Raw genomic sequence first — 24,630 nt, forward strand, 5'->3', positions numbered from 1 at the left:
TCACCGAACTCACCACTACGGACAGCAGCCACGAACGACGCCCAGGCATCGGCTCGGAAGACAAGCGCCGGGCCCTGAGGGTCCTTCGAGTCACGCACAGGCATCAGGTCACGAGAGCCGCGCGCAACCTCAAGGCAGGCACCGCCCTGTTGGCTGTACGTCGACTTCACCCACGAAGCACTGGACAGGTCCACCCGGTCAACCATGGTGCCCCTCCCGGACTTCACCGAACTCACCACTACGGACAGCAGCCACGAACGACGCCCAGGCATCGGCTCGGAAGACAAGCGCCGGGCCCTGAGGGTCCTTCGAGTCACGAACCCTGCCCGGGTGCGCATCATCCACCTCGACGCAGCCGCCCTGCCCGTTGCTGTAGATGCTCTTGCGCCACTTGGCGCCCGCTGGGTCATGCATGGTCCAGCCCCTTCCATGCCGCCCGGATCACGCCAGACCGTCCGGCCGGCTGAACGCGGTGACCTGGAGTCGATCGCACGCCCAGGCTTCCTTACCCACCCGTACCCCAACAGAAGCCCAGCACACCAGCCATACCCCAAGACCGCAGGCCCGGGCCCTGAACGGCCCGGGCCTGCGGTTCAAGGCGCTGGATCAGACATCGCCGAACTCGCCGCCACGGACGGCAGCGACGAACGACGCCCAGGCCTCGGCTCGGAAGACGAGCGCCGGGCCCTGAGGGTCCTTCGAGTCACGGACAGGCATCACGTCACGAGAGCCGCGCGCAACCTCAAGGCAGTTGCCGCCTTGCTGGCTGTAGCTCGCCTTCACCCAATGGGCAGTGGCCAAGTTGATGTCGGACATTCGATCCCTTTCCGAGCAGCGCGCATCCATTCGAGAGTCGCCGTCTCGGACAGCGCTCCCACTTGGAGTCGATCGTAGTGTTTCCTCCAGAGGGCGAGCCGTTCGGTGTCCCGCTCAAGGTGGCTTCGCCCCTCGGATTCCGAGTAGCCCAGGAGAGACCGGTCGGAGAGAGTCAAGAGCACGATCGGCAAGGCGAAGGGACGTTCTTCCGCCAGCGCGAACGGCGCAATTTGAATAATCACATTGCTGACGGCATACAGCTCCTCCAGCCGTGCAAGCTGAGCCATCATCACCTCGCGGCCACCGATAGGGCGGTGCAGGCAACTCTCGTCCAGTACAGCATGCACCAGTGGCGGCCGGACGCGTTGGAGGAGTAGCTGTTGCCGCGTGAGCAGGTAGGTTACTCGCTCGTCAGCCTGCTGCTGAGTGATCGTCCCCCGCCGGACATCACCGACTGCCAGAGCCCGGGCATAGGGCTCAATCTGGAAGTGTCCTGGGATGACTCCAGCCTCGTAGATCCTTATCTCCGTGGCACTCTGCTCCTGATTTGCGAACTCGGGGAAGCCCTCCAGCAATGCCGAGTGCTTGACCTGGAGCCACATCAGCAGCAGGGTCCCCCCGGTCTCAAGCACCCGGTCGGCATCGCGCGCGAACTTCTCACTGGGAGGGGTCCGGTCGGGCGGAGCAAGTTCGGCGTAGGAGACATAGGAGGGATCGACCCCCACGAGTCTCGCCAACTGAGCTTGTGTGAGGCCAGCGGCCTTGCGCGACCTGCGGAGTTGCACTCCAAAAGGCGCCCATGGGCCTGACGTTGGATCAAGTTCTTTGAGGTTCATTGATCTTCACCTACTTGCCGAGCACTGACTTCAAGATTCAGGCCAGGTTCCGATCGTAGGGGATGAACCACCACTATGGCTACACCCGGTGATTTGCCGGACGCGCAGCGCAATCTACGGAAATTTCCCCATGCCCTGCGGGAAGTCGCACCGTCGGCCGCTGTGACAGTCAAACCCTCATGCCTGGAGCAGAGTTGAGAACGACCCGCATCACGACCAAGCCCCCCACCCGCCGCTCGGGCCACCACACCCTCGTCCTCCGCGAGGACCCCGACGGCTCGCACGACCTCTCCGTCCTCCTCGTCGAACCCATCGACACGGACGGCCTCACCCTCCCCGGCGGCCCCGCCGAACAGGACGAACTCCCCCACCTCGCAGCCCGCCGGCACCTCGAAACCGAAACCGGCCTCGTCCTCCCCCTGCGCACCATCCTCACCATCGACTACACCCCCGCCACCGACACCCCCGAAGCCCTCGACCTCGTCTACGCGGGCGGAATGCTCACACCCCGACAAGCCCACACCCTCCGCCACCACCAGCCCCCGCAGCGGATCCGCACCCTCCACTGGATCCCCCGCTCCGGTCTCCACCACGCCATGACCGACGACCATTACCGCCGCGTCGAAGACGCCTGGGACGCCTGGGAACACGGGGCCGGCCTCCCCCTCCTCATCCAGGGCGCCCCCGTCCCGATCGGCTGACCACATCCCCCGACCGGCAACAACCCCCCTTCACACCCCTCCCCCCGAGGTACCCCCATGCTCACCGCCCGCCGCCCCCGCATGTTCGTCGCGCGCCTCGACTCCCGCACCGAATCCACGCCCCTGGCCCGGTACCTGCTCCGCGCCTACCTCTCCGGCCTCCCCGACGGCGACCGCTACACCGACACCGCCGAACTCCTCCTCAGCGAACTCTTCGCCAACGCCGTCCAGCACACCCACACCCCCGACGACCACCACATCGAGATCCGCTTCACCCTCACCCCCGACCACCTCCTGCGCCTCGAAGTCCACGACGCCGGCACCGAACACCCCACCCTCCACACCCCCACCCTCGACGCGGAGCACGGACGCGGACTCCTCCTCGTCAACGAACTCGCCCACCACTGGGGCAGCGCCACCCTCCCCGACGGCATCGGCAAGTTCACCTGGGCCCTCATCACCCCCGCCACCACCACCGCCTGAAAGCCCAACCCCCTCATGAACCTCACCACCCTCGCCCGCCACGCCCTCACCCGCGGCCACACCCCCGCCGCCACCTACGCCCTCCTCGCCAAGCGCTCCGGCAAGCCCCTGCACTCCGCCCGCGCCGTCTGCCTCGCCCTCACCATCCCCCTCGCCGAAACCACCCGCCGCCTCACCGACTGCCACGACACCCTCCTCGCCGACCCCCGCCCGAACTCCGAAACCGACACCGGCGAAGTCCTCGAAGCCCTCGGCATCTTCGACATCCCCAAGTCCCTCACCGACACCGAACTCGCCATCGTCAACCTGTTCCTGACCGCCATCGACGCCATGGGCGGCATCCGGGCCGGCCACCAGCACGGCCTCCAGCGCTGGATCACCACCGGCAACCTCACCACCGCCTACCTCTCCCTCGCCGCCGCCCGCCCCCTGCCCCGCACCGGCAACCCCGCCCGGTACTGGACCACCCTCGTCGCGGCCGGCGAACTCCTCGCCACCACCCCCAACCCCGACCGCCGCATCATCTACGCCCTCGTCCACTGCCGCACCCAAGCCACCATCCAGCACCAGAAGTCGACCCCACCGACTTCCCACGCACCGGGCCGGCGGTAGACCCGGCAACCCCCGCCCCACACACCAGAAGTCGGCCCCACCGACTTCTCACGCACCCGCCCACCTCGATGCCGTCCGGCCGCCGAGGACTCCGGGAGAGGGCGAGCGTCGTACCAAGTGGCTCTCGCCGCCCCCGTGATCGCGGGTTCCGGAGTCCACAGGCAGGCAAGCGGTGTGAAGAAGCAACTCAGGGAGCGAAGTACCAGCACGGCCAACGCCGACCACCCCGTGCCGGTGGCGCCACGCACGGCAGGGCGCCACCGCGGTGCAGTCCGCGGTGCCGCCCTGCCGTCCTGCCGTCCTGCCGTCCTGCCGCCTCCCCGGCGCCGTCGCCGGTCCGCTACGCGAGCGGTCCCTGCGGGTCGTGCCCGGGGAAGGGGCGGTCGAAGAGCCAGTTGTAGAGCATCTCCCGGCAGATCTCCGGCTGGTAGGCCGGCACCTCGTGACCGGAGTCGGGGATGGCCACCTGCGTCAGGTTGCCGAGTTGGCGGACGAAGCCCTTGGGGTCGCCCGGCGACTGCTTCCAGATCAGGCGGGGCGCGCTGTGCCACTTCGGGTCGCGCTCCCGCATGAGTGCGTCGAGGATCTCCTCGGTGCTCCGGTAGCCGCAGGCGGTGTCGAAGTTCCCGGTGTAGAGCAGCACCTTGTAGCGCTTGGAGTCCCCGTCGCTCCTGTCGATGAGGTCGCCGTACTTGTCGGACGCGTCCGCCATGTTGTCGGCTGCCAGGTTGTCGGCCACCGGGCCGCTGTTGTCCTCGCACGTCCACTCGACCCCGGGCACGTGCAGGGCCTTCTTGACGGGCTCGCTGGTCAGGTACTTCTTCATCGTCTCCCAGGGGAGGCCGTTCCACCGCCGGACGTCGTAGACGTCGAAGTTCCCGCCGTAGGCCAGGGTCTTGTCCACCAGGGCGTTGCCGTCCTTGGTGGCCTGGACCATGCTGCCTTCCTTGATCTCGGCCTGGACGTTCGCGTAGTCCCGGAGCAGTTCCTCGCGTTGGCCGATGCCGATGAACCCGGTGGTGTAGGCGTAGTCGATCATGAGGCCCAGTGAGAGTTCGGGCGTGATCCAGCCGTTGCCCACCGCGATCCCGCGCAGGTCGAGGTGCCGTCCCTTCTTCTGCCCGTTCTGCTTGTCGATCTCCAGGGCGATCGCCGGCACGTACTTGCCGGCGTAGCTCTCGCCGCAGACGTACAGCGGGCACTTCGCGTACTCGGGGTGCAGCCGGAAGAACTCCTGGAGCGCCTGCCAGAACATGTGGCCGAGCTCGGCCTCGTCCCGGACGTACTCCTCGGGCTTGTCGGAGTGGGTGTATCCGGTGCCCAGGGGCTGGTCCCAGTAGACGACGTGCGCCTCCTTGTTCCAGCCGGTGGTGGTCAGCGACACGGTCCCGACGCTGTCCTCGGTGATGGTCAGCGGGCCGTTCTCCAGGAAGAGCCCCACCAGCGAGGAGGCGCCGGGGCCTCCGTTGAGCCAGATCAGCAGCGGCGTGGCGCTGACCAGGTCCTGTTGCTCGGAGACGGGCACGTGGGGGCTACAGGTCTGGCTCTCGAAGAACCAGTAGAAGAGGTGGTTCTTCCTGGTGCCCGTGCCGTCGAGCCGTACGCGCCCCGCGTAGGAGCGGAGCCTCTTGGTGTCCTTGGTGTACAGGTCGAGGCTCTGGGTGTCGAGGAGGTTCGCCGGGATCGACGTGACGAGGTCTTCCGGGTCCATGGTTCGGTCCTTCGTTCGGGAGCGGATCGGCGGGATCGACCGGATCAACGGGATCGACGGGTTCAACGGGCGAACGGGATGCCCCGGCGGGACTGCGTGTGGTACGAGCCGGTGAACAGCCCCTTCGTACGCTCCGGGGCCTCCAGGGTGCCGATGCGCTGCCCCATGTGCAGTTGCAGGGCCGGGAAGCGGCCGTACTCGAACAGCAGGATGTTCAGGGAGCCGCCGTACTGGAAGTTCCCGATCTTCTGACCCTTCGCCACCGCAACGGGCTTCTGGGGGTTCTTGAACTCCGGTTCGTACTGCACGGAGCCGATCGAGTTGAGGCCGACGGTCACCATCGCCACGTACGTCTCGTGCTGCTTCCCCTTGGGGTCGGTGAAGTTCGTCCTGAAGACGAGGTAGCCGCGGCGGAAGTTGTCGAACATCTCGTAGTCGAACCCGTAACCGACGTTCCCCTTGTTGAGGAGCTCGGGGAAGTCCCGCATTCCGTAGTAGATCCCGTGGACGTCGTCGTGGGACTCCACGACCTCGCCCTTCACCGGCGCGTGGTACCAGTGGTAGGTGTCGGGCATCAGGATGCACGAAACGGCCGTGCCTCCGGGCAGCGTGCTGCCGTCCTCCTCTCTGGGGACGAACTTCTTGTAGTACTCGGAACCGGCGAGCAGCTGCTTGACGTTCATGGTGACGGTCTTGACCGGGATCGGCGTCTCCTCGGCCAGGTCGTCGACGATCATGTTGATGACGCAGTCGGTCGGGGCGACCACGACGCTGTCGTCGCCCGGGGCGTCGACCGGGCGTACCGACGGGTCCCGCAGCTCACGGATGAAGAACCGGTTGAAGGTGTCCCAGGGGCCCTGCTCGAAGTCGTCCATCCTCGTGCCGAGTTCAGTGCGCCAGAGCTTGATGAGATCCTGCCCCTCCTTCCCCTTGTCGTCCATCTGACCGCCCTGGAGATTGGTGAAGTCCTTGGTCATCTCCAGGCCGGGACCACAGGTCATGAAGACCATCCCGTAGTCGTTCTCGTAGGTGAGCCAGCTGAACTTCTCGATGTAGTCCAGGCCGTCGTTGGGCTTCGTCTTGTACCAGTCGTCGTACCAGTCCGTGAAGAACTTCTTCAGCGTCTCGATCGTCGCCCCCCGCCAGTCGTAGTACACCTTCTTTCCATCGGGATCGGTCGGGTCGGCCGGGCACTTCACCACGTTGGCGATCGTCGCGTCGAACAGGGTCCTGAAGCCCTCGTGATTGTCGCGGTACCAGTCGCCGATCTTGTCGAGGAACTCTTTGAGTGACTTCGAGAATTCACCGTTGTCCGGCATGCTCTCCCTTTCGCGTCCGCCGCGGAGGCGTCCCCTTTCGGATCACCTCTCTGGTCTCGGCGTCCACGAGTATGGCTCCGCCCCGGCCAGCGGCCGGGGCGGACACACATGGGCGTCACCGGTCCGTGAATTCCCTTGCTGATATGAGGAATTGCCTCCTCCGGCGGCCGACCGGAAGAGCCGAAACGTTCTTCCGGTCGTGGCGACCGGCCCCCGTCAGCCGACCGGTGGAGGCTGCCGGCCACGACCGCGAGGCGCTCCCCTTCCAACGGCGGACGGCCGGATGGCGCATCGGAACGTCCCGGCGTCCCGCGGTCGCGGCCTGCGGGGGCCGTTGCTCTGGCGGGGTGATCCGCCACCGCCGCGCGCACGTTGGAGCCCGTCGGGCGCCCGCCGTGCCGTAGTCATGACCAGTGTTCCGGGCCCGCTCCCGTCGCCGGCGGAGCCGGGCCACCCCCGTCCCCCGTCGTGAAGGAGCCGCCATGTCCACCACGCCCGCCACGCCCCAGGAACCGGGCACCGCCACAGGACCGTCGGACGCCACGGTGTCGATCAAGAGGACGCAGGTGAGCACCGACCCGAAGGACTGGGCCCCCGTCCTCAAGGCCGGCTTCGTCTGCACCGCCGCACACCTGGAGATCAGCACCCCGGGCGACCGGCTGACGATCAGGCCGCGGTGCGTCCCCATGGTCTACGCCTACCACGAGGAAGGCGGCAGGAGACTCCTCTACCTGCACGGGTCCATCTACTACCCGACCGGGATCCCGGTCTCGCTGAAGCACCTGTGGAGCGATGACGGCGTGTCCGTCAGCCTGGCCGTCACCCTCGTCGACGGCCTCGTCGTCGGACGCGCGGCCATCAGCACCTCCCTCAACTACCGCTCCGTCGTCGTCAACGGCGTCGCCAGGAAGGTCGGCCCCTCCGAGCGCGCGAAGGCCTTCCAAGCGCTGAGCGACCAGATCATCCCCGGGCGCTGGAGCGAGCTGCGCCCCATCGACGACAAGGACCTGAACACGGACGGGCAGCACAGCCCCACCACCGGAGTCCTCTCCGTCGACCTCGGTGAGGAGGGCACGACCGTTCACGCCAAACTGGCGACCCACCCCGACGGGCCCGAACACGAAACCCAGCGGGACTGGGACTACCCCAACGCCTGGGGCGGTGTCCTCGCCCTGCACCAGACCTACGGCGACCCCGTCCCCGACAAGCGCGTCAAGCAGGGCACCCCCGTCCCCAAGTCCGTCCAGGACCTCGTCAAGAACCACAAGGCCACGTAGGACACGGCACCGCGGGCAGGGTGTCGGCCCCCGCCTTCGATGTTGGGGGCCGAACACCCTTGCCCGGAAGGTCAGTTGTCGTTGTTCACCTTGGTGTAGGCCGTGCTGTAGCCGGTCGGACAGTAGAGGGTGTCGGTCCCGTTGCCCATGTGCCAGGAGCCGAGGACCGTCGTCTGGTTGCCCTTGACGTTGTCGTTGTTGCAGACCAGCACCAGCTGCCAGTGGTTCTTCGTGGCGGTGGTCTGGCAGCTCACCGACCCCCAGTTCGTCCCCTGGGTGGTGCTGCAGTACGAGGTCGCCGCCGCCCCCGGCGCCGCCATCACACCGGCGGCCACCAGCAGTGCCGCCCCCGTACCCAGAGCCGCGATTCGACGCATGGCCATCTCCCTTGCCGTATCCGGATCACGTGTGCGGTCAGCATGCCGAAGATGCGACCGGATGTACCCACCGGTGACACAACTGGCGGTCGGCCCTCCCGTTTGCGTGGGCAGCCGCGGCGTACGGCGCCACGGCCCGCCGCTCTGCCGACAGCCAAGGCGGGCCCGCATGGACCCCAACCGCCACTACAGTCCGGTGACATGACGACGGTCACCACACGCACGGTCGAGTACCCCGCCGACGGACTGACGATGGTCGGGCACCTCGCGCTGCCCGCCGGGAGCGGCCGCGGGCCCGCGGTGCTGGTCGGGCCCGAGGGTCCTGGCCTGAACGACTTCCAGCGCCGCCGCGCCGACGCCCTCGCCGAACTGGGGTACGTGGCGCTGGCGTTCGACATCAACGGCGGGCGCTGGTTCACCGATCCGCAGGAGATGCTGGCGCACGTGCTCCCGCTGCTCGCCGCCCCCGAGCGGCTGCGGGACATCGGCCATGCGGCACTGGACGTGCTGCGGGCCGAGCCCCGGACCGACCCCGAGCGGATCGCCGGCATCGGCTACGGCACCGGGGGCGCCGTCGTGCTGGAACTCGGGCGCGACGGGGTCGACCTGCGGGCGATCGGGACGGTCAACGCGGTGACCACGGGCCGCCCGGGCGAGGCGGCGCGCATCCGCTGCCCGGTGTGGGCCGGGGTCGGGTCGGAGGATCCGATCATGCCGCCCGCGCAGCGGGAGGCCTTCGCCGCCGAGATGCAGGACGCGGGCGTCGACTGGCGCCTGGTGGTCTACGGCGGCGCGCTGCACGCCTTCCACCACCCGATGGTCGACCAGGAGGTGCTGCCCGGCGTCGGCCACCACCCGCTGCACGCGCGGCGGGCGTGGCGCGACATCGTCGGCCTGCTCGCGGAGTGCCTGCCCGTGACGGAGTGAACCGGGGGCGGGGCGGAGCGTCAGGGCCTGGAGGGAGCGGGGGCCGGTGCAGGCAGGGCGAGTTGGCGTGCGGCGGCCTCGACGGTCTGGGCGAGGAGGACGGCGATGGTCATCGGGCCGACGCCGCCGGGCACGGGGGTGATCAGGCTCGCCCGATGGCGGGCGGTCCCGAAGTCGACGTCCCCGACGTTGCCCGGGTTGTAGCCCGCGTCGACCACCACGGCGCCGGGCTTGACGTCCGCCCCCTCGATGAAGCGCGGGAGGCCGACGGCGGCGACCAGGACGTCGGCCTCGCGCACGATCGCGGGCAGGCCGACGGTGCGGGAGTGGCAGTAGGTGACGGTGGCGTCCCGTCCGAGCAGGAGCAGGCCGGCGGGCTTGCCGAGGATGGGGCTGCGTCCCACCACGACGGCGTGCTTGCCGGTGAGGTCGACGTCGTATTCGTCCAGCAGGCGCATGATCCCTCCGGGCGTGCAGGAGACGAAGCCGGGCAGTCCGAAGGCCGTCGCGGCGAAGGAGTGCGTGGTGACCCCGTCGACGTCCTTGCCGGGGGCGATCGCCTCGAACGCGGCGCGCTCGTCGAGGTGCGGCCCGACCGGGTGTTGGAGCAGGATGCCGTGCACGTCCGGGTCCTCGGACAACTCGGTGACGGCCTCCACCAGCCCGGCGGTGCTCACCGAGGCGGGGAGGGCGACATGCCGCGAGCGGATGCCGGCCTTCGCGCAACGGGCCTGCTTCATCCGGACGTAGGTGACCGAGGCCGGGTCCTCCCCCACCAGGACGGTCGCCAGGCACGGCGACGTGCCGGTGCGGTGGCGGATGTCCTCGGCGGTTGCCGCGCTGGTCTCGATGATCCGGCGGGCGAGATCCGTGCCGTTCATCAGCCGCGCCTGCTGTGTCTGCACCACGTGCCACTCCCGAGCTCCACAATGGGTGCCCAGGCGCACGGCATCGACGGGGTGTCAGGCCGCTCCCCGGTGGTTCTCCACCTCAGCGCCAGTCACGGCCCGCGACCACGATAGCCCGTACGGACGGTTCCCGCTCGAAAGTTTCCGGGAAGGCCGCAGGCCCGGGCCGCGAGGAGCGGTCCGGGCCTGCGGTGCATCACTGGAGATTCACTTCCGACCGTTCATTTCTGACGATCCGTCACAACTTGGCGCACTGACCGCCCTTCGGCCCGTTCACGGTGTTGGCGATGCCGCCGTTCACCGGGTCGGGGGTGTTGCCGGCGCAGTCCAGCGGGCCGCGCACGGTGGTGCCGGCCAGCAGGGTGGCGCCCTTGTTCAGGGCGACGTGCAGCGGCCCGGCGACGGTGCCGCGCAGGATCGCCGTGGTGCCGGTGGTGCCGCTGACGGCGACGGGGCCGTTGACGGTGGTGTCGGTCAGCACCAGGGTGCTCGCGCCGCGGGCGGAGAGCGGGCCGTTGACGGTGGAGTCCACCGCGATCAGGGCGGCGCCGGGCTGGACCAGGACCGGTCCGTCGATGCTCGCGCCCTCCAGGCAGGTGACGCCCGCGGTGACGGCGAGCGAGGAGTGCTTGCCGCGCACGGTGGTGGTGCAGGCGGGCACCGCGCCGACGGTGAGCGGCTGTTCGGCCTTCACCCCGCCGACGGTGACGCTCAGCGTGCCGCGGCCCGGGCGCAGCCCGGTCAGGGTGCCGGTGGCCGGGTCGTAGGCGGCGAGGGCGCCGCGCGGGGCGCTCGCGGCGGTGCCGATGTGGACGCCGGTGCCGCCCCACTGGGCGGTGACGGGCCAGGCGACGGGCACGGTGCGCTCGCCGTCCTGGGTGAAGGTGGCGTTGACCGGCGCGGCTTCGAGCAGGCCGAGCGCGGTGGGGGCCTTGAGGTCGACGGCGTCGGCGCGGGCGCGGACCTCGGCGCGCAGCCAGGCGGAGGTGTCGTCGGTGACGGCGTAGGGGTCGGTGACCTTGCCGGCGGTGGGGTTGATGCCGAGCATCGTCCAGCCGGTGAAGCCGCCGCGGTCGGGTTCGGAGGCGGGGCCCTTGCCGGAGTTGCCGTTGATCAGGTGCGGGACGCCGTCGATGCTCTGGGCGTGGAAGGCGCCGACGTGGCCGGTGACCATGGCGGCGGACTTGCCCTTGGTGCGGAGGTCGGCGAGCCACTGCTCGACGAGGGCGGCTTCCTTGCGGTCGCTGAGCCGGCTGCCCTGGTCGGGCAGCGGGTCGCGGGTGGGGTGGTGTTCGAAGAGCAGCAGGCCGGTGATGGACGGGTCCTTGGCGGCGCCGTCCAGGGCGTTGCGCAGGGTGGCGATCTGGTCGAAGCCGCTGCCGCGCAGGGTGCCGAGCGAGCTGTTCAGGGTGACGAAGCGGGTGCCCTTGACGTCGAACACCTGGGTGGTGTCGCCGAAGGCGGCCTTGAAGTTGTCGATGGTGCCGGGGCCCATCACCTCGTGGTTGCCGGGCACGTAGTGCCAGGGGATGGTGCGTCCGGTGAGCTGGTCGAACTCGTCGAGGAGCTTGCGGGCGAGGGCGAAGTCGGCGGGGGACGCCTCGTCGACGAAGTCGCCGTCGATGACGAGCAGTTCGGGCTTGGCGGCGGCGATGTCGCGCAGGGTGCGGCGGGCGGCCTGGACGATGTCGCTGTCGGGGCTGCGGGCGATGAACTGGGCGTCGGACATGACGGCGACGCGCAACTGGCGGCCGTCGACGGTGCCGTGGGTGAGCACGACGGGGTCGGTGACCTTGGGCTGGACGGGCAGTTCGACGTCGGGGGCGACCTTGACGCGCAGGTCGGCGAGGGTGAGGGCGCCGCTGTAGGAGCGGGCGGCGCCGGTCTCCATCAGGCGGAAGCGCTGGAAGGTCAGCGGGTACTGGACGCCTGCGGGGATGGGGAATTCGACCTTGCGCCAGCCGTTCCAGGTGACCATCGGGGCGTCGAGGTTGGCGGTGACGCCGGCGGCGGTGCGGTACTGGACGCGCGGCCAGGCGCCGTTGCCGTCGCCTTCGATCCACATGCTGACGGAGCGGGGCTGGCCGGGCAGCACGATGCCCTCGGGGGCGATGGCGTACTGGCCGCGGGTGCCGGTGGACTGGGTGAAGTCGTAGGTCAGGCGCAGGCCGTGGGTGCCGTCGGGGCCGGCGGCGGGGGCGACCGAGCCGCCGGGGGCGCGGTCGTTGCCGGACTTCCAGGCGGCGGCGTCGGAGAAGTCGGCGAAGGGCTTCTCGGTCATGCCGACGGTGACGGCGACGGCGGTCTCCAGGGTGCCGACCGTCAGTCTGAGGGTGGCGGACCTGCCGTCGGCCAGGGCCTTGAGGGTGATGGTGCCGTCGGCGGCGGCGCCGGCCTCGACGACGCCCTCGCCGCCGGTGACCTTGACGTCGGCGGCTTCGACGGGTGCGGCGTGGCCGAGTGCGTCGTAGCCGGTGACGGTGAGGCCGGCGGTGGTGCCGGTGCCTTCGAGGCCGATCGGTTCGTTGCCGGCGGTGATGCGTACGGCGGGGCCGAGCACGGTGAGCGGCAGGACGGACCTGTCGGCGCCCTTGGCGGTGACGGCGACCTCGGCGGGGCCGGATTCGCGGCCGGTGACGACGGCGTCCAGGCCGCGGCCCTCGACGGTGACCTTGGCGCCGGTGGCGGTGGACCAGGCGGTGGCGGGCACTGTGGCGGTGACGGCGCCGTAGGCCTCGTCGTGGGGCAGGGCGCGCACGGTGCGGTGCAGGCCGGGGAAGACGCGGGCGGCGGTGTCCACGGTCTCGGCGGGGCGCAGCCGGAAGCCCTTGGTCCGGCCGGAGCCGGGGGTGGAGAACAGGCCGAGGCCGTTGGCGACGGCGCGTTCCCCGCCGTTGTCGGAGGGGTTGCTGACGGTGCCGGCCTGGCCGGCGCCGGGCAGGCGGGCGGCCATGGCGGCGGAGCCGCCGCCGTCCATGTTGAGGGCGTTGTGGGCGCCCATGTCACGCATCAGGACGGCGAGGTCGGGCAGGTTGATGCCGGGGCTGTCGGCCTGGCGGCCGTCGATGGAGACGAGGTACATGCGGCGGTTGTCGGCGGAGAAGCCGACGGCGGTGCGGGCGTTGAGTTCGTTGCCGTCGTTCTCGCCGGAGCGCTGGGCGACGCCGTCGGCGACCAGGACCTGGTAGCCGCCGACCGCGACGGCGACCTCGCCGAAGGAGGCGCGCGGGCGGTAGCCGACGGAGACCTGGTCGCCGGGCTTGAGGTCGCGCAGGGTGCGGGCGCCGGCGTCGCGGCCGACCAGGACGGTGGCGCCCTCGGGGACGGCGGCGCCGAGGGTGTCGCGGACGGCGGTGACCTTGCCGTCGCGCAGTTCGACCTCGACGACCTCGGCGGAGCCGTTCGCGACGTGGGCGCGGGTGGCGTCGCCCCAGGCGGGGGTGAACACGCCGATGCCGTCGGCGGGCAGGCCGTAGGTGTTGACGCCGGTGAGGGTGGCCTCGCGGCCGCCGGGCAGGCTCGCGTGGCCCTCCAGGAAGACCTGGGCCATCCGGGCCAGGCCGTCGGTGCCGACGGTGACGGCCTGGTTCCAGCCTTCGACGGGGGCCTGGATCAGGCCGTCCTGGCGGGAGACGCCGACGCCGAGGGGGGCTTCGGAGGCGTTCATGTCGAAGTAGTCGCCGTTGATCGCGGCGACGGCGCCGGCGCCGCGGGCCATCTCGGTGACGGTCTGGCGGGTGGTCACCTTGCCGGAGGACAGGTAGTCGACGCTCAGGCCCTTGGTGTCCAGGTCGGCGACGAGGACCTTGCCGCGGATCCAGCCGGCGCCGCCGAGGCGGTCGAAGGAGGTCATGGTCAGGCCGGGGGCGATCGGGGTGACGTCGCGGCGGGTGACCACCGACTCGCCCGGGCGGTCCAGGACCAGGCCGGGGTCGGCGGGCTTGGCCGCGTCCTTGGCCGGGGCGGGTGCGGGGGCGGCCCAGGCGGGGGTGGCGAGGCCGGGCAGGCCGGCGGCCAGCGCGGTGGCCAGTGCGAGCGCGCCCAGCCCGCGCCGGCGGGTGCGGGTGCGGGTGCCGGTGGGCGCGGTGGGCGCGGGCGCGGTGGTGGCGGGTGGGGGTGACATGTGGGGCTCTCCTCGTACGGCGGCGGGCTGGGGTCTTCCGGCGGCGTGCGGGGCGCCGGATCGGCCGTTCGCCCGCGGACGGTGCAACCCGGGGGCGTGTCCTCCCAGGTCGCAGGAAGCCAACCGTGCACGGACGGCCTCCAGTCCACGGCCCGGTGAACCGGCCCGCTCCGGGCCGCGAACAGGAGGCGGGATCCGGCGGGCGGATCCGGCGGGAAAGCTGACGTACCGCCATGAAGCGGACGGGGCCCGGCCGCTGCGCCGGGGTCCGGGATTCTGGACTCGCGGTCCGTCTCGGCTGCCCACCGTGCTGTTCGCTCCCTCCGGGACGAGCCGCACAGGAAGGTGTCGTCCCCTTGCGCGCGATCGGGATCGAGGAGCACGTCGGCCCCGGGGTCATGCGCCGGACGGGCCGCGCGACGGGCTGCACGGCGGACTCGCGAACCGCCACCGGTGGGCCCCGACCGACGCCTCGCCGGTGACACAGCGGGATCGTTCCCGTACGCACGGACACGGCCCCGCTGTGGGAAGGGCCACAGTTCCGGGGCCGCCGGGGCCACGTGGTGAGAAGGGTCACCTCCGGCGCCCGCCGGCGGCCCCCGGTGGCGAGGGCCCCGGCAGGACTGGCCGAGCGCCGTTCCGGCACGGGCGAACGGCCCGTCCGCTTCGGGACCTTGGTCATGAATCCGCTCGACCTTCGGCCCGGTGGCGGCCCCATGGAGGCGGGGCAACCGTGGACGGTCGCCCGTTGTGACCGGGCGGTGGCGCCGTCCGAGGTGGGCGGCGTCTTTCCCTGCCGTCTACCCGGCGCACGGTGCGCAGTGCGCGCCGTACGCTCCGGAGGACCCCCAGCACATGTCCCAGACCATCGACAACGCCCCGTATACCGCGTTCCACCGTCGGCTGGCCCTCGCCTGTTCGGGCGGGCCCCTGCTCGACGGCTACATCCTGAGCATCGTCGGCGTCGCCCTGATCGGGATGCGCCCTGAGCTCGGGCTGTCCACCGCCGAGGTCAGCCTGATCGGCGCCGCCGCGCTGGTCGGCATGTTCGTCGGCGGCGCGCTCTTCGGCGTGCTGACCGACAAGATCGGCCGGGAGGTGATGTACACCGCCGACCTGCTCGTGATGGTCGCCTGCTCGGTGCTCTCCTTCTGGGTGGACACGGTGTGGGCGATCGCCGTGCTGCGCTTCGTGCTCGGCATGGCCGTGGCCGCCGACTACCCCATCGCCACCTCACTGCTCGCCGAGTGGCTGCCGTCCAAGCAGCGCGGCCGGCTCCTCGGGCAGCAGATCATCGCCTGGTACGCCGGCTCCGTGCTCGCCTACGTGGTGGGCTACCTGTTCCTGGAGCTGGCCGGCCCGGGCAGCTGGCGCTGGATGCTGGCGAGTTCCACGGTGCTGTGCGTGGTGTTCCTGGTGATCCGCCGCGGCTCGCCGGAGTCGCCGCGCTGGCTGGCCGCCAACGGGCGGGTCGGCGACGCGGTGCGCGTGGTCGAGAAGCACCTCGGGGTCAAGGTCGACGGCCGGGAGCTGATGCCCGAACCGGCCGAGCGCGGCGCTCCCACCGGACTGCGCCTGCTGATGACCCCGCCCTACCGGCGCCGCACCCTGTTCTGCGGACTGTTCTTCCTGTGCCAGGTCGCCCCGCTGTTCGCGATGCTCACCTTCGGCCCGCAGATCCTCTCCTCCTTCGGCATGCCGGGCGGCACCGTGATGGAGACCCTCGGCACCGGCCTGATCAGCCTGGTCTTCCTGCTCGGCTGCTACCCGGCGCTGCGCCTGATCGACACCCGCGGCCGCCGGCCCGTCATCATCTGGTCCTTCGCGCTGATGACCGTGCCGCTCGCGCTGCTGGGCGTGTGGCCCACCGCCCCGGCCGCCGTCGCCCTGCTGGCGCTGTGCGCGTACGCGTTCCTGTGCGGCGGGCCCAACGTGCTCGACTGGACCTACCCCAACGAGCTGTTCCCCACCGAGATCCGGGCCACCGCCGTGGGCGTGGCCACCTCGGTCAGCCGGATCGGCGCGGCCGTCGGCACCTACCTGCTGCCGCTGTCGCTGACCGGGCTCGGCACCGGCCCGACCATGCTGATCGCCGCCGGGGTCACCGCCCTGGGCCTGCTGGTCTGCGCCCTGTGGGCCGAGGAGACCCGGGGCACCGCCCTCGGCGCCGCCCCCGCCTCCGCCGCCGCCCAGCGCACCGCCCGGGGCTCCGTCCCGGCCCAGCGCGTGCCGCAGACGGCGCGCTGACGGCCGGTTCACTACCGCCGCGTACGGCTTCGACGGCGCCGCCCGGTTCTCCCGGGCGGCGCCGTCCGGCGTCACGGGGCGCCGTCCGCCGCTTACCCCGGGCCCGCTCCCCCGGGCCGTTCCCTCATGCCCGGAGCGGTCAGGCCAGGTCGCCGCGTTCGCGCAGCAGGGGCAGCAGGTGGTCGCGGACGGCGGGGGCCAGACACAGGGTGTCGTCGCGGCCGTCGGTCCAGCGCAGGTCGGCGAGTTCGGCGGCGGGGGCGGGCTCGCGGTCCAGGCCGGCGGTGAAGACGGTCATCAGCATGGGGACGCCTTCGAGGGCGGCGGTGGCGCGGATGTCGGTGAGGTGGCGGGGGCCGACCGGGGCCGCGCCGAGTTCCTCGCGCAGTTCGCGGGTCAGGGCCGCCAGGGCGTCCTCACCGGGGTCGGGCTTGCCGCCGGGGAGGTAGAAGACCTCGGGGGCGGCCTGCTTGCTGACGACCAGGAGCCTGCCGTCCCGGATGATCGCGGCGGCGGCGACGGTGAGCGGGGCGGTCGGGGTGGCTGCGGCGGCTTCGGCGGCCTGGGTGGCTTCGGCGGTCGGGGTGCTGGTGGCTGCGGGGTCGATCATGGAGGGGATTGTCGCAGGTGGGAGGGTGTCCCGGCGGAACACCCTTGCAAGTCTCTGCACGTGCAACTATTGTTCGCGAATGTAGATGCAGTTGCAAAAGTTGCATGACCGCCCCTTCGTCCTGGCGCCGACCCCACCGGGAGTCCGACATGAGCACCTCTCTCTTCACCCCGCTCACCCTGCGGGCCCTGACCGTCCCCAACCGGATCTGGATGCCGGCGATGTGCCAGTACAGCGCCGTCCCGGACGGGGACGCGGCCGGCGTCCCGACCGACTGGCACTTCACCCACCTCGCGGCCCGCGCCGCCGGCGGCACCGGGCTGATCATCACGGAGGCCACCGCGGTCAGCCCCGAGGGGCGCATCAGCCCGTACGACCTCGGCATCTGGAACGACGAGCAGGCCGCGGCCTTCCGCCGGATCACCTCCTTCCTGAAGAGCCAGGGCACCGTCCCGGCGATCCAGCTCGCCCACGCCGGCCGCAAGGGCTCCACCGAGCGCACCTGGGTCGACCGGGGCCGCCCGGTCGCCCCCGGCGAGGAGCACGGCTGGACGCCGGTCGGCCCCAGCGCCGAGGCCTTCTCGCCCGCCCACACCACCCCGGAGGAGCTGACCGAGGAGCAGATCGGCGAGATCGTGCGCCAGTTCGCCGACGCCGCCCGGCGCGCCCTCGACGCCGGCTTCCAGGTCGCCGAGGTCCACGGCGCCCACGGCTACCTGGTCCACCAGTTCCTCTCCCCCGCGGCCAACCGCCGCACCGACGGCTACGGCGGCTCCTTCGAGGGCCGCATCCGCTTCGCGCTGGAGGTCGTCGACACCGTCCGCTCGGTGTGGCCCGAGGACCTGCCGGTCTTCTTCCGCGTCTCCGCGACCGACTGGATCACCGAGAACCCGGAGGACGGCCGCGAGGGCTGGACCTCCCGGGACACCGTCCGCCTCGCCAAGGAACTCCGGGCCCACGGCGTCGACCTGCTCGACGTCTCCACCGGCGGCATCGTCCCCGACGCCCGGATCGAGGCCGCGCCCGGCTTCCAGGTGCCCTTCGCCGAGGCCGTCCGCCGCGAGACCGACCTGCCGGTGGCCGCCGTCGGCCTGATCACCGACCCCGCCCAGGCCCAGGCCGTCCTCACCGACGGCCACGCCGACGCCGTGCTGATCGGCCGCGAACTGCTGCGCGACCCCTACTGGGCCCGCCGCGCCGCCGCCGAACTCGGCGGCGAGGTCGCCACACCCCTCCCGTACCACCGCGCCTGACACCGGCTCCGCCCCGAGCGGGCGCCCGGGGCGACTCAGGCGCCCGGCCGCCCCGAGCCGTCGACGCCACCGGCGTCGGCGGCTTCGGTTTCAGCGGCTTCGGCTTCGGCTTCGGTTTCAGCGGTTTCAACGAATTCAGCGGTTTCATCGGTTTCAACGGATTCGGCGTCGCTCAAGTCCTCCACCCTCAGCGGCCGTTGCCCGTCGAACACGACCGCGAGGCCGTAGGGGTCGCAGATGGGCAGGCGGCCCTCGGCGAAACGCAGGTGCCACTCGTCGAGGTGGAAGGTGAGCTGCGGGAGATCCAGCGGAAAGTCCGCGACGGGCAGGCCGCGGAAGGGCCGCGCCTCCGCTTCGGTGAGACCGAAGAAGGCCGGGTCGGCCTCCACCGCCTCGCGCACGAAGCGGAGCCCCGCCTCCAGGTAGTGGTCGATCCTGCCGAGCACCTCGCCGACCAGGGGCAGATCGGCCCGGTCGAGGTCGTCGGTGCCTTCGAGCAGGATGGCGGCCTCGACGGGCGCGCCAAACAGCGCGCTCCTCGGCGCCTCGGCCACGCTCCAGACCCTCAGCCCGTCCGGCCCCCGGCCGGGGAGCAGCTCTCCGATGCCACTGCGGAAGACGTTCGGGGCCACGGCGGCTCCCTCTCACGAAACTCGGGGCGGGGCGGGACGGACAACGCTACCCCGGAGCCCTTCCGCCCCTTCTGACGGTGCGCCCACAGGAAATCTTTCAGCTCCGCCCGGTGAGGTGACCCCACTTCAGGGCGTCCCGGCCGCAAATCTTCCTGCTGAGGCGGGGCGGAGTGTCGGACTTGAGTTGGAGCGCACTCCAAGTCCTACGGTTCTGCCGTGGTCGCCGCGCCGGTGGCCGGCGACCGGGAACCACCGCGTGCCGCCGGGTGTCCTTGTGGAGATGAACGACCGTTCGGGGACAAGCCGTATGCCGGGCTGCCTGGTGGCCCTCGTGGGACTGGCCGGAGGGGCCGGCTCGTGGGCGCTCTCGGACGCGGCTCGCAGGTACTGCGGCTCGTACCAGGACGAGCATGTGGACTGGGGTGGTGTCCGGCCCTACGAACTCCCCTTGTCCGTTGCCGCGGGAGGCGCCGTCGCACTCGCCGCCTACCGGGCCGCCTGGGTCCTTGCCCGGCGGCCGGGCCGCAGGAGGATCTCCTCACTGGTTCCTGTCGCCGTCGCGCTGTTCGCGCTCCTCGCGATGACCTGGTGCCAGTTCGCCTGGATCGGCACCGTTCCCGGAACGGTCAGCGACAGCGGTCTCTGTCCGGCCGGCAACGTCCCCGGCTGGTGGCCCCGCTGGATCCCCGCGTGACGACGCGTCGGGTGTGACGCCTCCCCGTTTCCGGTCGCGGGGCCGGTCACACGGGTGGTCAGACCCCTGTGCTGTACTACGGGCTCTTCCGTGTACACCCGCGTCACCTCCGGAGTCACACCTCGATGAGCGTTACCTGCCCGACGTGCGCCGCGGCGGACGGGACCGTCGCCGTGCGCAACGCCCTGTTGGACTCCGACCGGCCCCTCGACCCGCCGACGCGGGAGCTGCTGTCGATGCCGTCCGAACCCGGGGGCACGACCGGGGCCGCGATCACCCTCTTCGTCCTGGCCGGCCTGTTCGGCCTGCTGGGACTGCGTGGGCTGTTCTCCGGCGACGGCGGCGGCAGCTCCGACATGGCGTACCAACTCGGCTACCGCTACGGCGCGTTCCTGGTCGCCGCGATCCTGCTGGGCATCGGGCTCACCGTCCATTCCGACCACCGGAGCCGCCGCGGTGACACGGCCGGCCAGTGGCCGCGGACCTACGACCAGTGGCAGAAGCTCCACCGGGTGTGGCGGGCGACCTGGCTGTGCCGGCGCTGCCGCGCCGTGTTCCTCCCCGCGGCCGCGCTGCGCCCCGACTTCGCCGCCTCGCCCGCGGTACCCGTGGCGCGGTTCCCGCAGTGGGCGGAGACCATCGCACGGCAGGAGGACCGCCCCGGCACCCCGTCCACGTCGGGCTGACCGCCGCCTGGCCGCCGGCCTCCGCCGCCGGCCTCGCCGCCGTGCCGGACTTCGACGCGACGCGATACCGCGGCAGGATCGAGACGGCTCCGGCTCTCGCCGAACACCTCACCGGTGTCCGCCTGGGCCCTGAACTCTTCGAGGGCGGCTCCTTCGCCACCGGCACCGTCGAGGAGCCCTGGGACTGAACCGCGTGCGGATGTCCTCGGCGGCCACCCGCACCGGAAGTCGGCCGGGCCGACTTCCGGTGCGGCGAAGGGAAGTCGGACTCCCGCCGCCGGGCGGGCCGCCTCCGGCCTGAGGCCTACCCCTGCGGGGGGAGGCAGCGCGGCGCGGAGCGGGCGCCGACGGTACCTGCGGCGGAGGACCGGTTCCCGGCCCGGCTGACAGGCTGTCACGCAGGGGGCGGGCGCCGACAGGGCTCCGCCCGTGCGGAAGGGCGGGGCACATGACGGGGAACCGCGGCATGCGGTCGGTTCGGTCGGAGCGCGGCACGGCGGGATCGCGCCGCCGGCTCCGGGCGGCCGTGGCGGCGCTCGTGGGCGCGGGCCTGCTGGCCACCGCGGCACCTGCGGCCACCGCGGCACCTGCGGCGACGGCGGGAACGGCGGCGGCACAGGGCGGCCCGGCCGCCCGGGGCGGCACCCCCCGGGTGGACCGCGGCCCCCTGGACGCCGCCGTGGCCGCGCTGGTGAAGCAGGGCGGCGCCGCGGCCGCGCTGGGCGCCGTCCGGGAGGGCTCCCGCCCCGCCTGGACGGGCGCGGCCGGCACCTCCGACCTCGCCACCGGCGCGCCGGTCGACGAGAACGGCCGCTTCCGCATCGGCAGCGTCACCAAGGCCTTCGTGTCCACGGTGGTCCTCCAGCTCGCCGGTGAGCACCGGCTGGGCCTGGACGATCCGGTCGAGCGCTACCTGCCCGGCGAGATACCGACCGGCGCCGTCGTCACGGTGCGCCAACTGCTCGACCACACCAGCGGCCTGCCCAACCACACCAGCGACCCGGCGTTCGACTTCGGCGATCCGGCCTGGGCGGAGCGCGGCCGGTGGAAGGACTACCGGGCCCAGGACCTGGTCGACATCGCCAACCGGCTCCCGTCACCCGCCGCGCCCGGCACCGCCTGGAACTACTCCAACACCAACTACGTCCTGGCCGGGATGATCATCGAGAAGGTGACCGGGCACACCTGGAGCGCGGAGGTCGAGCGCAGGATCGTCCGGCCGCTCGGCCTGACCGGCACCTCCATGCCCGTCAGCTCCCCGTTCGTCCCGGGCCCGCACGCCCACGGCTACCTCCCGCTGCCCACCGGTCCGGCCGACGTCACCCTGGAGAACCCCTCCTGGGCCGGGCCGGCCGGCAGCGGCATCTCCACCGCCGCCGACCTCGACCGGTTCGTCGCCGCCCTGCTGAACGGCACGCTGCTGCGCCCCGCCGAACTCGCCGAGATGCAGCGGACCACCGGCCTGGGCGACGGCAAGGACTACGGGCTCGGCCTCCAGCGCTACGACACGCCCTGCGGACTGTTCTGGGGCCTCACCGGCGGCATCCCCGGCTACAGCACCGGCATGTTCGGTTCCGCGGACGGGCAGCGCCAGTTCTCCGTGTCGGTGACCTTCTACGACACCTCGGACCCGGCGGCCGGCGGGCGGGCCTGGCAGGACCTCGTCCACGCCGGCACCTGCACCGGCCGGAGCTGAGCGCCCCAGCTGAGCGGCCGGAGCCGAACGGCCGGCGCCCGCCTCACCCTCCGAGGCCCTCCCCCGTGCCGGGCAGGTCGAGGGTGACCCGCAGGCCGCCGGCCGGTTCGGGGGTGAGGTGGAGTTCGCCGTGGTGGGCGTCGGCGACGGCGGCCACGATCGCCAGGCCCAGGCCGTGGCCGCGGCGGGCCGGGTCGGTCTCGGCGGTGCGTCCGCGCCCGCGCAGGAACGGTTCGGTGAAGGTGGCCACGGCCTCCGGCGTCAGCCGCGGGCCGGTGTTGGCGACGGTGAGGCGCACCCGCCCGGGCCGGCGCGGGTCGGTCCCGGTGGTGACGGTGACCTGCCCGCCGCCGGGCAGGTTGTGCCGCAGCGCGTTGTGCAGCAGGTTGACGGCCGCCTGGCGCAGCAGGACGGGGTTGCCGGTGGCCGGGGCGGGGCGCAGGTCGGCGGTGACGGTGACGCCGAGGGCCGCGGCCTCGTCGCGGACGGCGGTCAGCGCCTGCCCGGTGGCGGCGGCGAGGTCGGTGGGGGCGAGGTCGGGCGGGGCGTGGCCGAGGTCGGCGAGCTGGAGCAGGGCGTCGCTGATCTCGATGCCGCGGCGGTTGGTGTCCTGGAGGCGGGCGACGAGCTTTCCCCAGTCCTGTCCCGCCGGGTCGGCGGCGGCGACCTGGAGCATGGTGCTGGTGATCGCCAGCGGGGTGCGCAGTTCGTGGGAGGCGTTGGCGGCGAAGCGCTGCTGGGCCTCGAAGGAGCGCTGGAGGCGCGCCAGCATCTCGTCGAAGGCGTCGGAGAGGTCGGTGAACTCGTCGCGCGGGCCGGTGAGGGCGATGCGGTGCTCCAGTGCCCCGCTCGCGGCGCGGTGGGCGGCGCCGGTGATGTCCTGGAGCGGGCGCAGCACCCGCCCGGCGATCAGCCAGCCGCCGGCCATGCCGACGGCGGTCAGCAGGGCCAGGGCGTAGCCGCCGGCCCTGAGCAGGGAGTCCAGGATCTCCTGGCGGGAGGGGGCGTCGGAGCGGTAGCGCGGGTTGGAGGAGGTGAGGGGGTAGTTCGGGATGTAGCGCATGCCGACGTAGACGACGGCGAGGGAGAGCAGGCCGGCGGTGACGGCGAAGAGGGTGTAGCTGAGGGTCAGGCGCATCCGGGCGGTCAGGCGGCGCGGGCGCTCGGTACGGGGACGGTCGTCGCGCTCGTTCACCTCGGGCCGTCTTCCCCGCCGGGGGCGGTGAGGCGGTAGCCCACGCCCGGCACGGTCTGGATCACCCACGGGTCGCCGAGGCGTTTGCGCAGGCCGGAGATGGTGATGCGGACCGCGTTGGTGAAGGGGTCCGCGTTCTCGTCCCAGGCGCGTTCCAGCAGGTCCTCGGCGCTGATCACGCCGCCGCGCGCGGTCATCAGGACCTCCAGGACGGCGAACTGCTTGCGGGACAGGCCCACGTAGCGGCCGTCCCGGTAGACCTCGCGGCGGAAGGGGTCCAGGCGCAGTCCGGCGTACTCCAGGACGGGCGGGGCGGCCTGGGCCGGGCGGCGGGCGAGCGAGCGCAGCCGGACGACGAGTTCGGCGAGGTCGAAGGGCTTGGTGAGGTAGTCGTCGGCGCCGAGTTCGAAGCCGGCGACCTTCTCGTTCAGGCGGGCGGCGGCGGTGAGCATCAGCACCCGGCAGCCCAGGCCGCGCCCGACGATGCTGCGGCAGACGTCGTCGCCGTGGGTGCCGGGGATGTCACGGTCGAGGACGACGACGTCGTAGCTGTGGACGGCCAGGCGCTCCAGCGCCGCGTCGCCGTCGGTGACGATGTCGCAGGCCATCGCCTCCAGTCGCAGGCCGGCCTGGACCGCCTCCGCGAGGTAGATCTCGTCCTCCACCACCAGGACCCGCACGCGCTGTTCTCCCGTCCTCGCCGTTCGCGTCCCATTGGACCCGATGTGGCCTATCGAAAACGTATCGGCCCGCGCAGACGTCCTCGCAACACCGCTTTTCCTCCAATGGTCCGGCAACGGACGAACACAGTGGGAGGCAGCGATGGACACGCCGGAGACAGCGGCGGCGACGGCACCGGCGGTGCGGGGCAAGCGGCGGCGGCTGGCCGTGGGCGCCTCGGCGGCGGCGGCGCTGGCCCTGGTCGGGGCGTGCGCCGCCGACCCGCCGGGCACCGGGGCCGTCCTGCGCACCCTGGCGGCCACCGTCGTCGCCGCCCAGCCCGCCACGGCCGGGGCGGAGGCGGACGGGGAGATACCCGACGGCCGGACGCTGAGCCCCTTCGACACCCACGCCCCGGCCGTGGGCAACCTGGACGGGCCGCTGCTCGAAGCCCTGCAACAGGCGGCCGGCGACGCCCGGGCCCAGGGCATCGAGATGACCGTCACCTCCGGCTGGCGCAACAAGGCCTACCAGCAGCGGCTGCTGGACCGGGCGGTGACCAGGTACGGGAGCGTGGAGCAGGCCAGGAAGTTCGTCAACACGCCGGAGAAGTCCGCGCACGTCAGCGGGAAGGCGGTGGACGTCGGCCCGACCGACGCGGACTACTGGCTCATCCGGCACGGCGCCCGGTACGGGCTGTGCCAGGTGTACGCCAACGAGATCTGGCACTTCGAACTGCTCACCCGGCCGGGCGGGACCTGCCCGGCGCCGCTGCCGGACGCCGCGGGATGAGCGGGCCCGCCGTGACCGCCGCCCCGCACGCCGACCGGCCGCACCGGCCACACCAGCCGCACCGACCGCACCGGC

The 24,630-nt window shown here is 72.0% G+C and carries 25 protein-coding genes and 1 riboswitch; of the genes, 12 read left to right on the top strand and 13 right to left on the bottom strand.

The annotated features are described in order from the left end of the window. The 4 genes from ACZ7C5_RS22225 to ACZ7C5_RS22240 form a co-directional block, all read right to left on the bottom strand. The coding region (locus ACZ7C5_RS22225; protein WP_470323290.1) for a DUF397 domain-containing protein at window positions 1-206 on the bottom strand (206 nt) is incomplete at its 3' end. Beyond that, window positions 199-414, bottom strand: coding sequence for a DUF397 domain-containing protein (locus ACZ7C5_RS22230; protein ID WP_470323291.1), 216 nt, complete (start codon window positions 412-414; stop codon window positions 199-201). The genes ACZ7C5_RS22230 and ACZ7C5_RS22225, both read right to left, overlap by 8 nt. 192 nt (window positions 415-606) lie before the next feature. Beyond that, window positions 607-816 (bottom strand): DUF397 domain-containing protein, encoded by a 210-nt coding sequence (locus tag ACZ7C5_RS22235; protein ID WP_401089476.1) that lies wholly within the window; start codon window positions 814-816, stop codon window positions 607-609. Beyond that, complete coding sequence (locus tag ACZ7C5_RS22240) at window positions 780-1,652, bottom strand: helix-turn-helix domain-containing protein (protein WP_401089474.1); 873 nt, start codon at window positions 1,650-1,652, stop codon at window positions 780-782. The genes ACZ7C5_RS22235 and ACZ7C5_RS22240 overlap by 37 nt, the downstream gene beginning before the upstream one ends. A 194-nt stretch (window positions 1,653-1,846) precedes the next feature. Here ACZ7C5_RS22240 and ACZ7C5_RS22245 point away from each other — a divergent pair, with 194 nt between their 5' ends. Genes ACZ7C5_RS22245 through ACZ7C5_RS22255 form a run of 3 tightly spaced genes read left to right on the top strand, consistent with a single transcriptional unit; the run spans window position 1,847 to window position 3,448 of the window. Then, complete coding sequence (locus ACZ7C5_RS22245) at window positions 1,847-2,353, top strand: NUDIX domain-containing protein (RefSeq protein WP_470323292.1); 507 nt, start codon at window positions 1,847-1,849, stop codon at window positions 2,351-2,353. 57 nt (window positions 2,354-2,410) lie between these two features. Then, a complete protein-coding gene (locus ACZ7C5_RS22250; RefSeq protein ID WP_401089470.1) occupies window positions 2,411-2,836 on the top strand; it encodes an ATP-binding protein in 426 nt (141 codons plus the stop codon). Window positions 2,837-2,851: 15 nt separating this feature from the next. Next, window positions 2,852-3,448: a hypothetical protein gene (locus ACZ7C5_RS22255; protein WP_470323293.1), complete on the top strand. Its 597-nt coding sequence runs from the start codon at window positions 2,852-2,854 to the stop codon at window positions 3,446-3,448. A gap of 340 nt (window positions 3,449-3,788) precedes the next feature. Here the strand turns inward: ACZ7C5_RS22255 and ACZ7C5_RS22260 are convergent, their stop codons facing one another. Together ACZ7C5_RS22260 and ACZ7C5_RS22265 are read right to left on the bottom strand one after the other, a co-directional pair. Continuing rightward, window positions 3,789-5,159, bottom strand: a complete 1,371-nt coding sequence (locus ACZ7C5_RS22260) for a S10 family serine carboxypeptidase-like protein (protein ID WP_401089466.1) — start codon at window positions 5,157-5,159, stop codon at window positions 3,789-3,791. Window positions 5,160-5,221: 62 nt separating this feature from the next. After that, window positions 5,222-6,478: a phosphatidylserine decarboxylase gene (locus ACZ7C5_RS22265; RefSeq protein ID WP_470323294.1), complete on the bottom strand. Its 1,257-nt coding sequence runs from the start codon at window positions 6,476-6,478 to the stop codon at window positions 5,222-5,224. Window positions 6,479-6,960: 482 nt separating this feature from the next. Between ACZ7C5_RS22265 and ACZ7C5_RS22270 the strand changes: the two genes are divergently transcribed. Beyond that, window positions 6,961-7,755: a pyridoxamine 5'-phosphate oxidase family protein gene (locus ACZ7C5_RS22270; RefSeq protein WP_401089462.1), complete on the top strand. Its 795-nt coding sequence runs from the start codon at window positions 6,961-6,963 to the stop codon at window positions 7,753-7,755. Between the two features lie 71 nt (window positions 7,756-7,826). Here ACZ7C5_RS22270 and ACZ7C5_RS22275 read toward each other — a convergent pair whose 3' ends face one another. Continuing rightward, complete coding sequence (locus ACZ7C5_RS22275) at window positions 7,827-8,132, bottom strand: hypothetical protein (protein ID WP_470323295.1); 306 nt, start codon at window positions 8,130-8,132, stop codon at window positions 7,827-7,829. 201 nt (window positions 8,133-8,333) lie between these two features. On the opposite strand from ACZ7C5_RS22275, the gene ACZ7C5_RS22280 reads away from it, so the two are divergent. Next, complete coding sequence (locus ACZ7C5_RS22280; protein ID WP_401089458.1) at window positions 8,334-9,059, top strand: dienelactone hydrolase family protein; 726 nt, start codon at window positions 8,334-8,336, stop codon at window positions 9,057-9,059. A 20-nt stretch (window positions 9,060-9,079) separates the two neighbouring features. On the opposite strand, the gene ACZ7C5_RS22285 is transcribed toward ACZ7C5_RS22280, so the two are convergent. Then, window positions 9,080-9,940 (bottom strand): bifunctional 5,10-methylenetetrahydrofolate dehydrogenase/5,10-methenyltetrahydrofolate cyclohydrolase, encoded by an 861-nt coding sequence (locus ACZ7C5_RS22285; RefSeq protein WP_401089710.1) that lies wholly within the window; start codon window positions 9,938-9,940, stop codon window positions 9,080-9,082. 47 nt (window positions 9,941-9,987) lie between these two features. Beyond that, window positions 9,988-10,073, bottom strand: a riboswitch (ZMP/ZTP riboswitch). Between the two features lie 132 nt (window positions 10,074-10,205). Continuing rightward, entirely contained in the window at window positions 10,206-14,090 is a 3,885-nt protein-coding gene (locus ACZ7C5_RS22290; protein ID WP_470323296.1) for a phosphodiester glycosidase family protein, read from the bottom strand. 855 nt (window positions 14,091-14,945) lie between these two features. Here ACZ7C5_RS22290 and ACZ7C5_RS22295 point away from each other — a divergent pair. After that, window positions 14,946-16,337 (top strand): MFS transporter, encoded by a 1,392-nt coding sequence (locus ACZ7C5_RS22295; protein ID WP_401089455.1) that lies wholly within the window; start codon window positions 14,946-14,948, stop codon window positions 16,335-16,337. Window positions 16,338-16,476: 139 nt separating this feature from the next. Here ACZ7C5_RS22295 and ACZ7C5_RS22300 read toward each other — a convergent pair whose 3' ends face one another. Continuing rightward, window positions 16,477-16,947, bottom strand: a complete 471-nt coding sequence (locus ACZ7C5_RS22300) for an NUDIX hydrolase (protein WP_401089453.1) — start codon at window positions 16,945-16,947, stop codon at window positions 16,477-16,479. 149 nt (window positions 16,948-17,096) lie between these two features. On the opposite strand from ACZ7C5_RS22300, the gene ACZ7C5_RS22305 reads away from it, so the two are divergent. Beyond that, on the top strand, window positions 17,097-18,200 hold the full coding sequence (locus ACZ7C5_RS22305) for an NADH:flavin oxidoreductase/NADH oxidase (protein WP_470323297.1): 1,104 nt from the start codon (window positions 17,097-17,099) through the stop codon (window positions 18,198-18,200). A gap of 35 nt (window positions 18,201-18,235) precedes the next feature. Here ACZ7C5_RS22305 and ACZ7C5_RS22310 read toward each other — a convergent pair whose 3' ends face one another. Next, a complete protein-coding gene (locus ACZ7C5_RS22310) occupies window positions 18,236-18,832 on the bottom strand; it encodes a hypothetical protein (protein ID WP_470323298.1) in 597 nt (198 codons plus the stop codon). Between the two features lie 448 nt (window positions 18,833-19,280). Here ACZ7C5_RS22310 and ACZ7C5_RS22315 point away from each other — a divergent pair, with 448 nt between their 5' ends. The 4 genes from ACZ7C5_RS22315 (at window position 19,281) to ACZ7C5_RS22330 (ending at window position 21,908) form a co-directional block, all read left to right on the top strand. Further along, window positions 19,281-19,526: a hypothetical protein gene (locus ACZ7C5_RS22315; protein WP_401089449.1), complete on the top strand. Its 246-nt coding sequence runs from the start codon at window positions 19,281-19,283 to the stop codon at window positions 19,524-19,526. A 125-nt stretch (window positions 19,527-19,651) separates the two neighbouring features. Beyond that, complete coding sequence (locus tag ACZ7C5_RS22320) at window positions 19,652-20,212, top strand: hypothetical protein (RefSeq protein ID WP_401089447.1); 561 nt, start codon at window positions 19,652-19,654, stop codon at window positions 20,210-20,212. 41 nt (window positions 20,213-20,253) lie between these two features. Further along, window positions 20,254-20,400, top strand: a complete 147-nt coding sequence (locus tag ACZ7C5_RS22325) for a DUF6461 domain-containing protein (protein WP_401089445.1) — start codon at window positions 20,254-20,256, stop codon at window positions 20,398-20,400. Between the two features lie 278 nt (window positions 20,401-20,678). Next, on the top strand, window positions 20,679-21,908 hold the full coding sequence (locus ACZ7C5_RS22330) for a serine hydrolase domain-containing protein (protein ID WP_401089444.1): 1,230 nt from the start codon (window positions 20,679-20,681) through the stop codon (window positions 21,906-21,908). 43 nt (window positions 21,909-21,951) lie between these two features. On the opposite strand, the gene ACZ7C5_RS22335 is transcribed toward ACZ7C5_RS22330, so the two are convergent. Continuing rightward, complete coding sequence (locus ACZ7C5_RS22335) at window positions 21,952-23,103, bottom strand: sensor histidine kinase (protein WP_401089443.1); 1,152 nt, start codon at window positions 23,101-23,103, stop codon at window positions 21,952-21,954. Beyond that, the gene (locus ACZ7C5_RS22340; protein WP_401089441.1) at window positions 23,100-23,783 is read right to left on the bottom strand and encodes a response regulator transcription factor; all 684 of its coding nucleotides are present in this window, start codon (window positions 23,781-23,783) and stop codon (window positions 23,100-23,102) included. The genes ACZ7C5_RS22335 and ACZ7C5_RS22340 overlap by 4 nt, the downstream gene beginning before the upstream one ends. A 142-nt stretch (window positions 23,784-23,925) precedes the next feature. On the opposite strand from ACZ7C5_RS22340, the gene ACZ7C5_RS22345 reads away from it, so the two are divergent. After that, window positions 23,926-24,555: a M15 family metallopeptidase gene (locus ACZ7C5_RS22345; protein ID WP_401089439.1), complete on the top strand. Its 630-nt coding sequence runs from the start codon at window positions 23,926-23,928 to the stop codon at window positions 24,553-24,555. The last annotated feature ends 75 nt before the right edge of the window (window positions 24,556-24,630 follow it).

The organism is Kitasatospora sp. NPDC036993 (assembly GCF_055607525.1).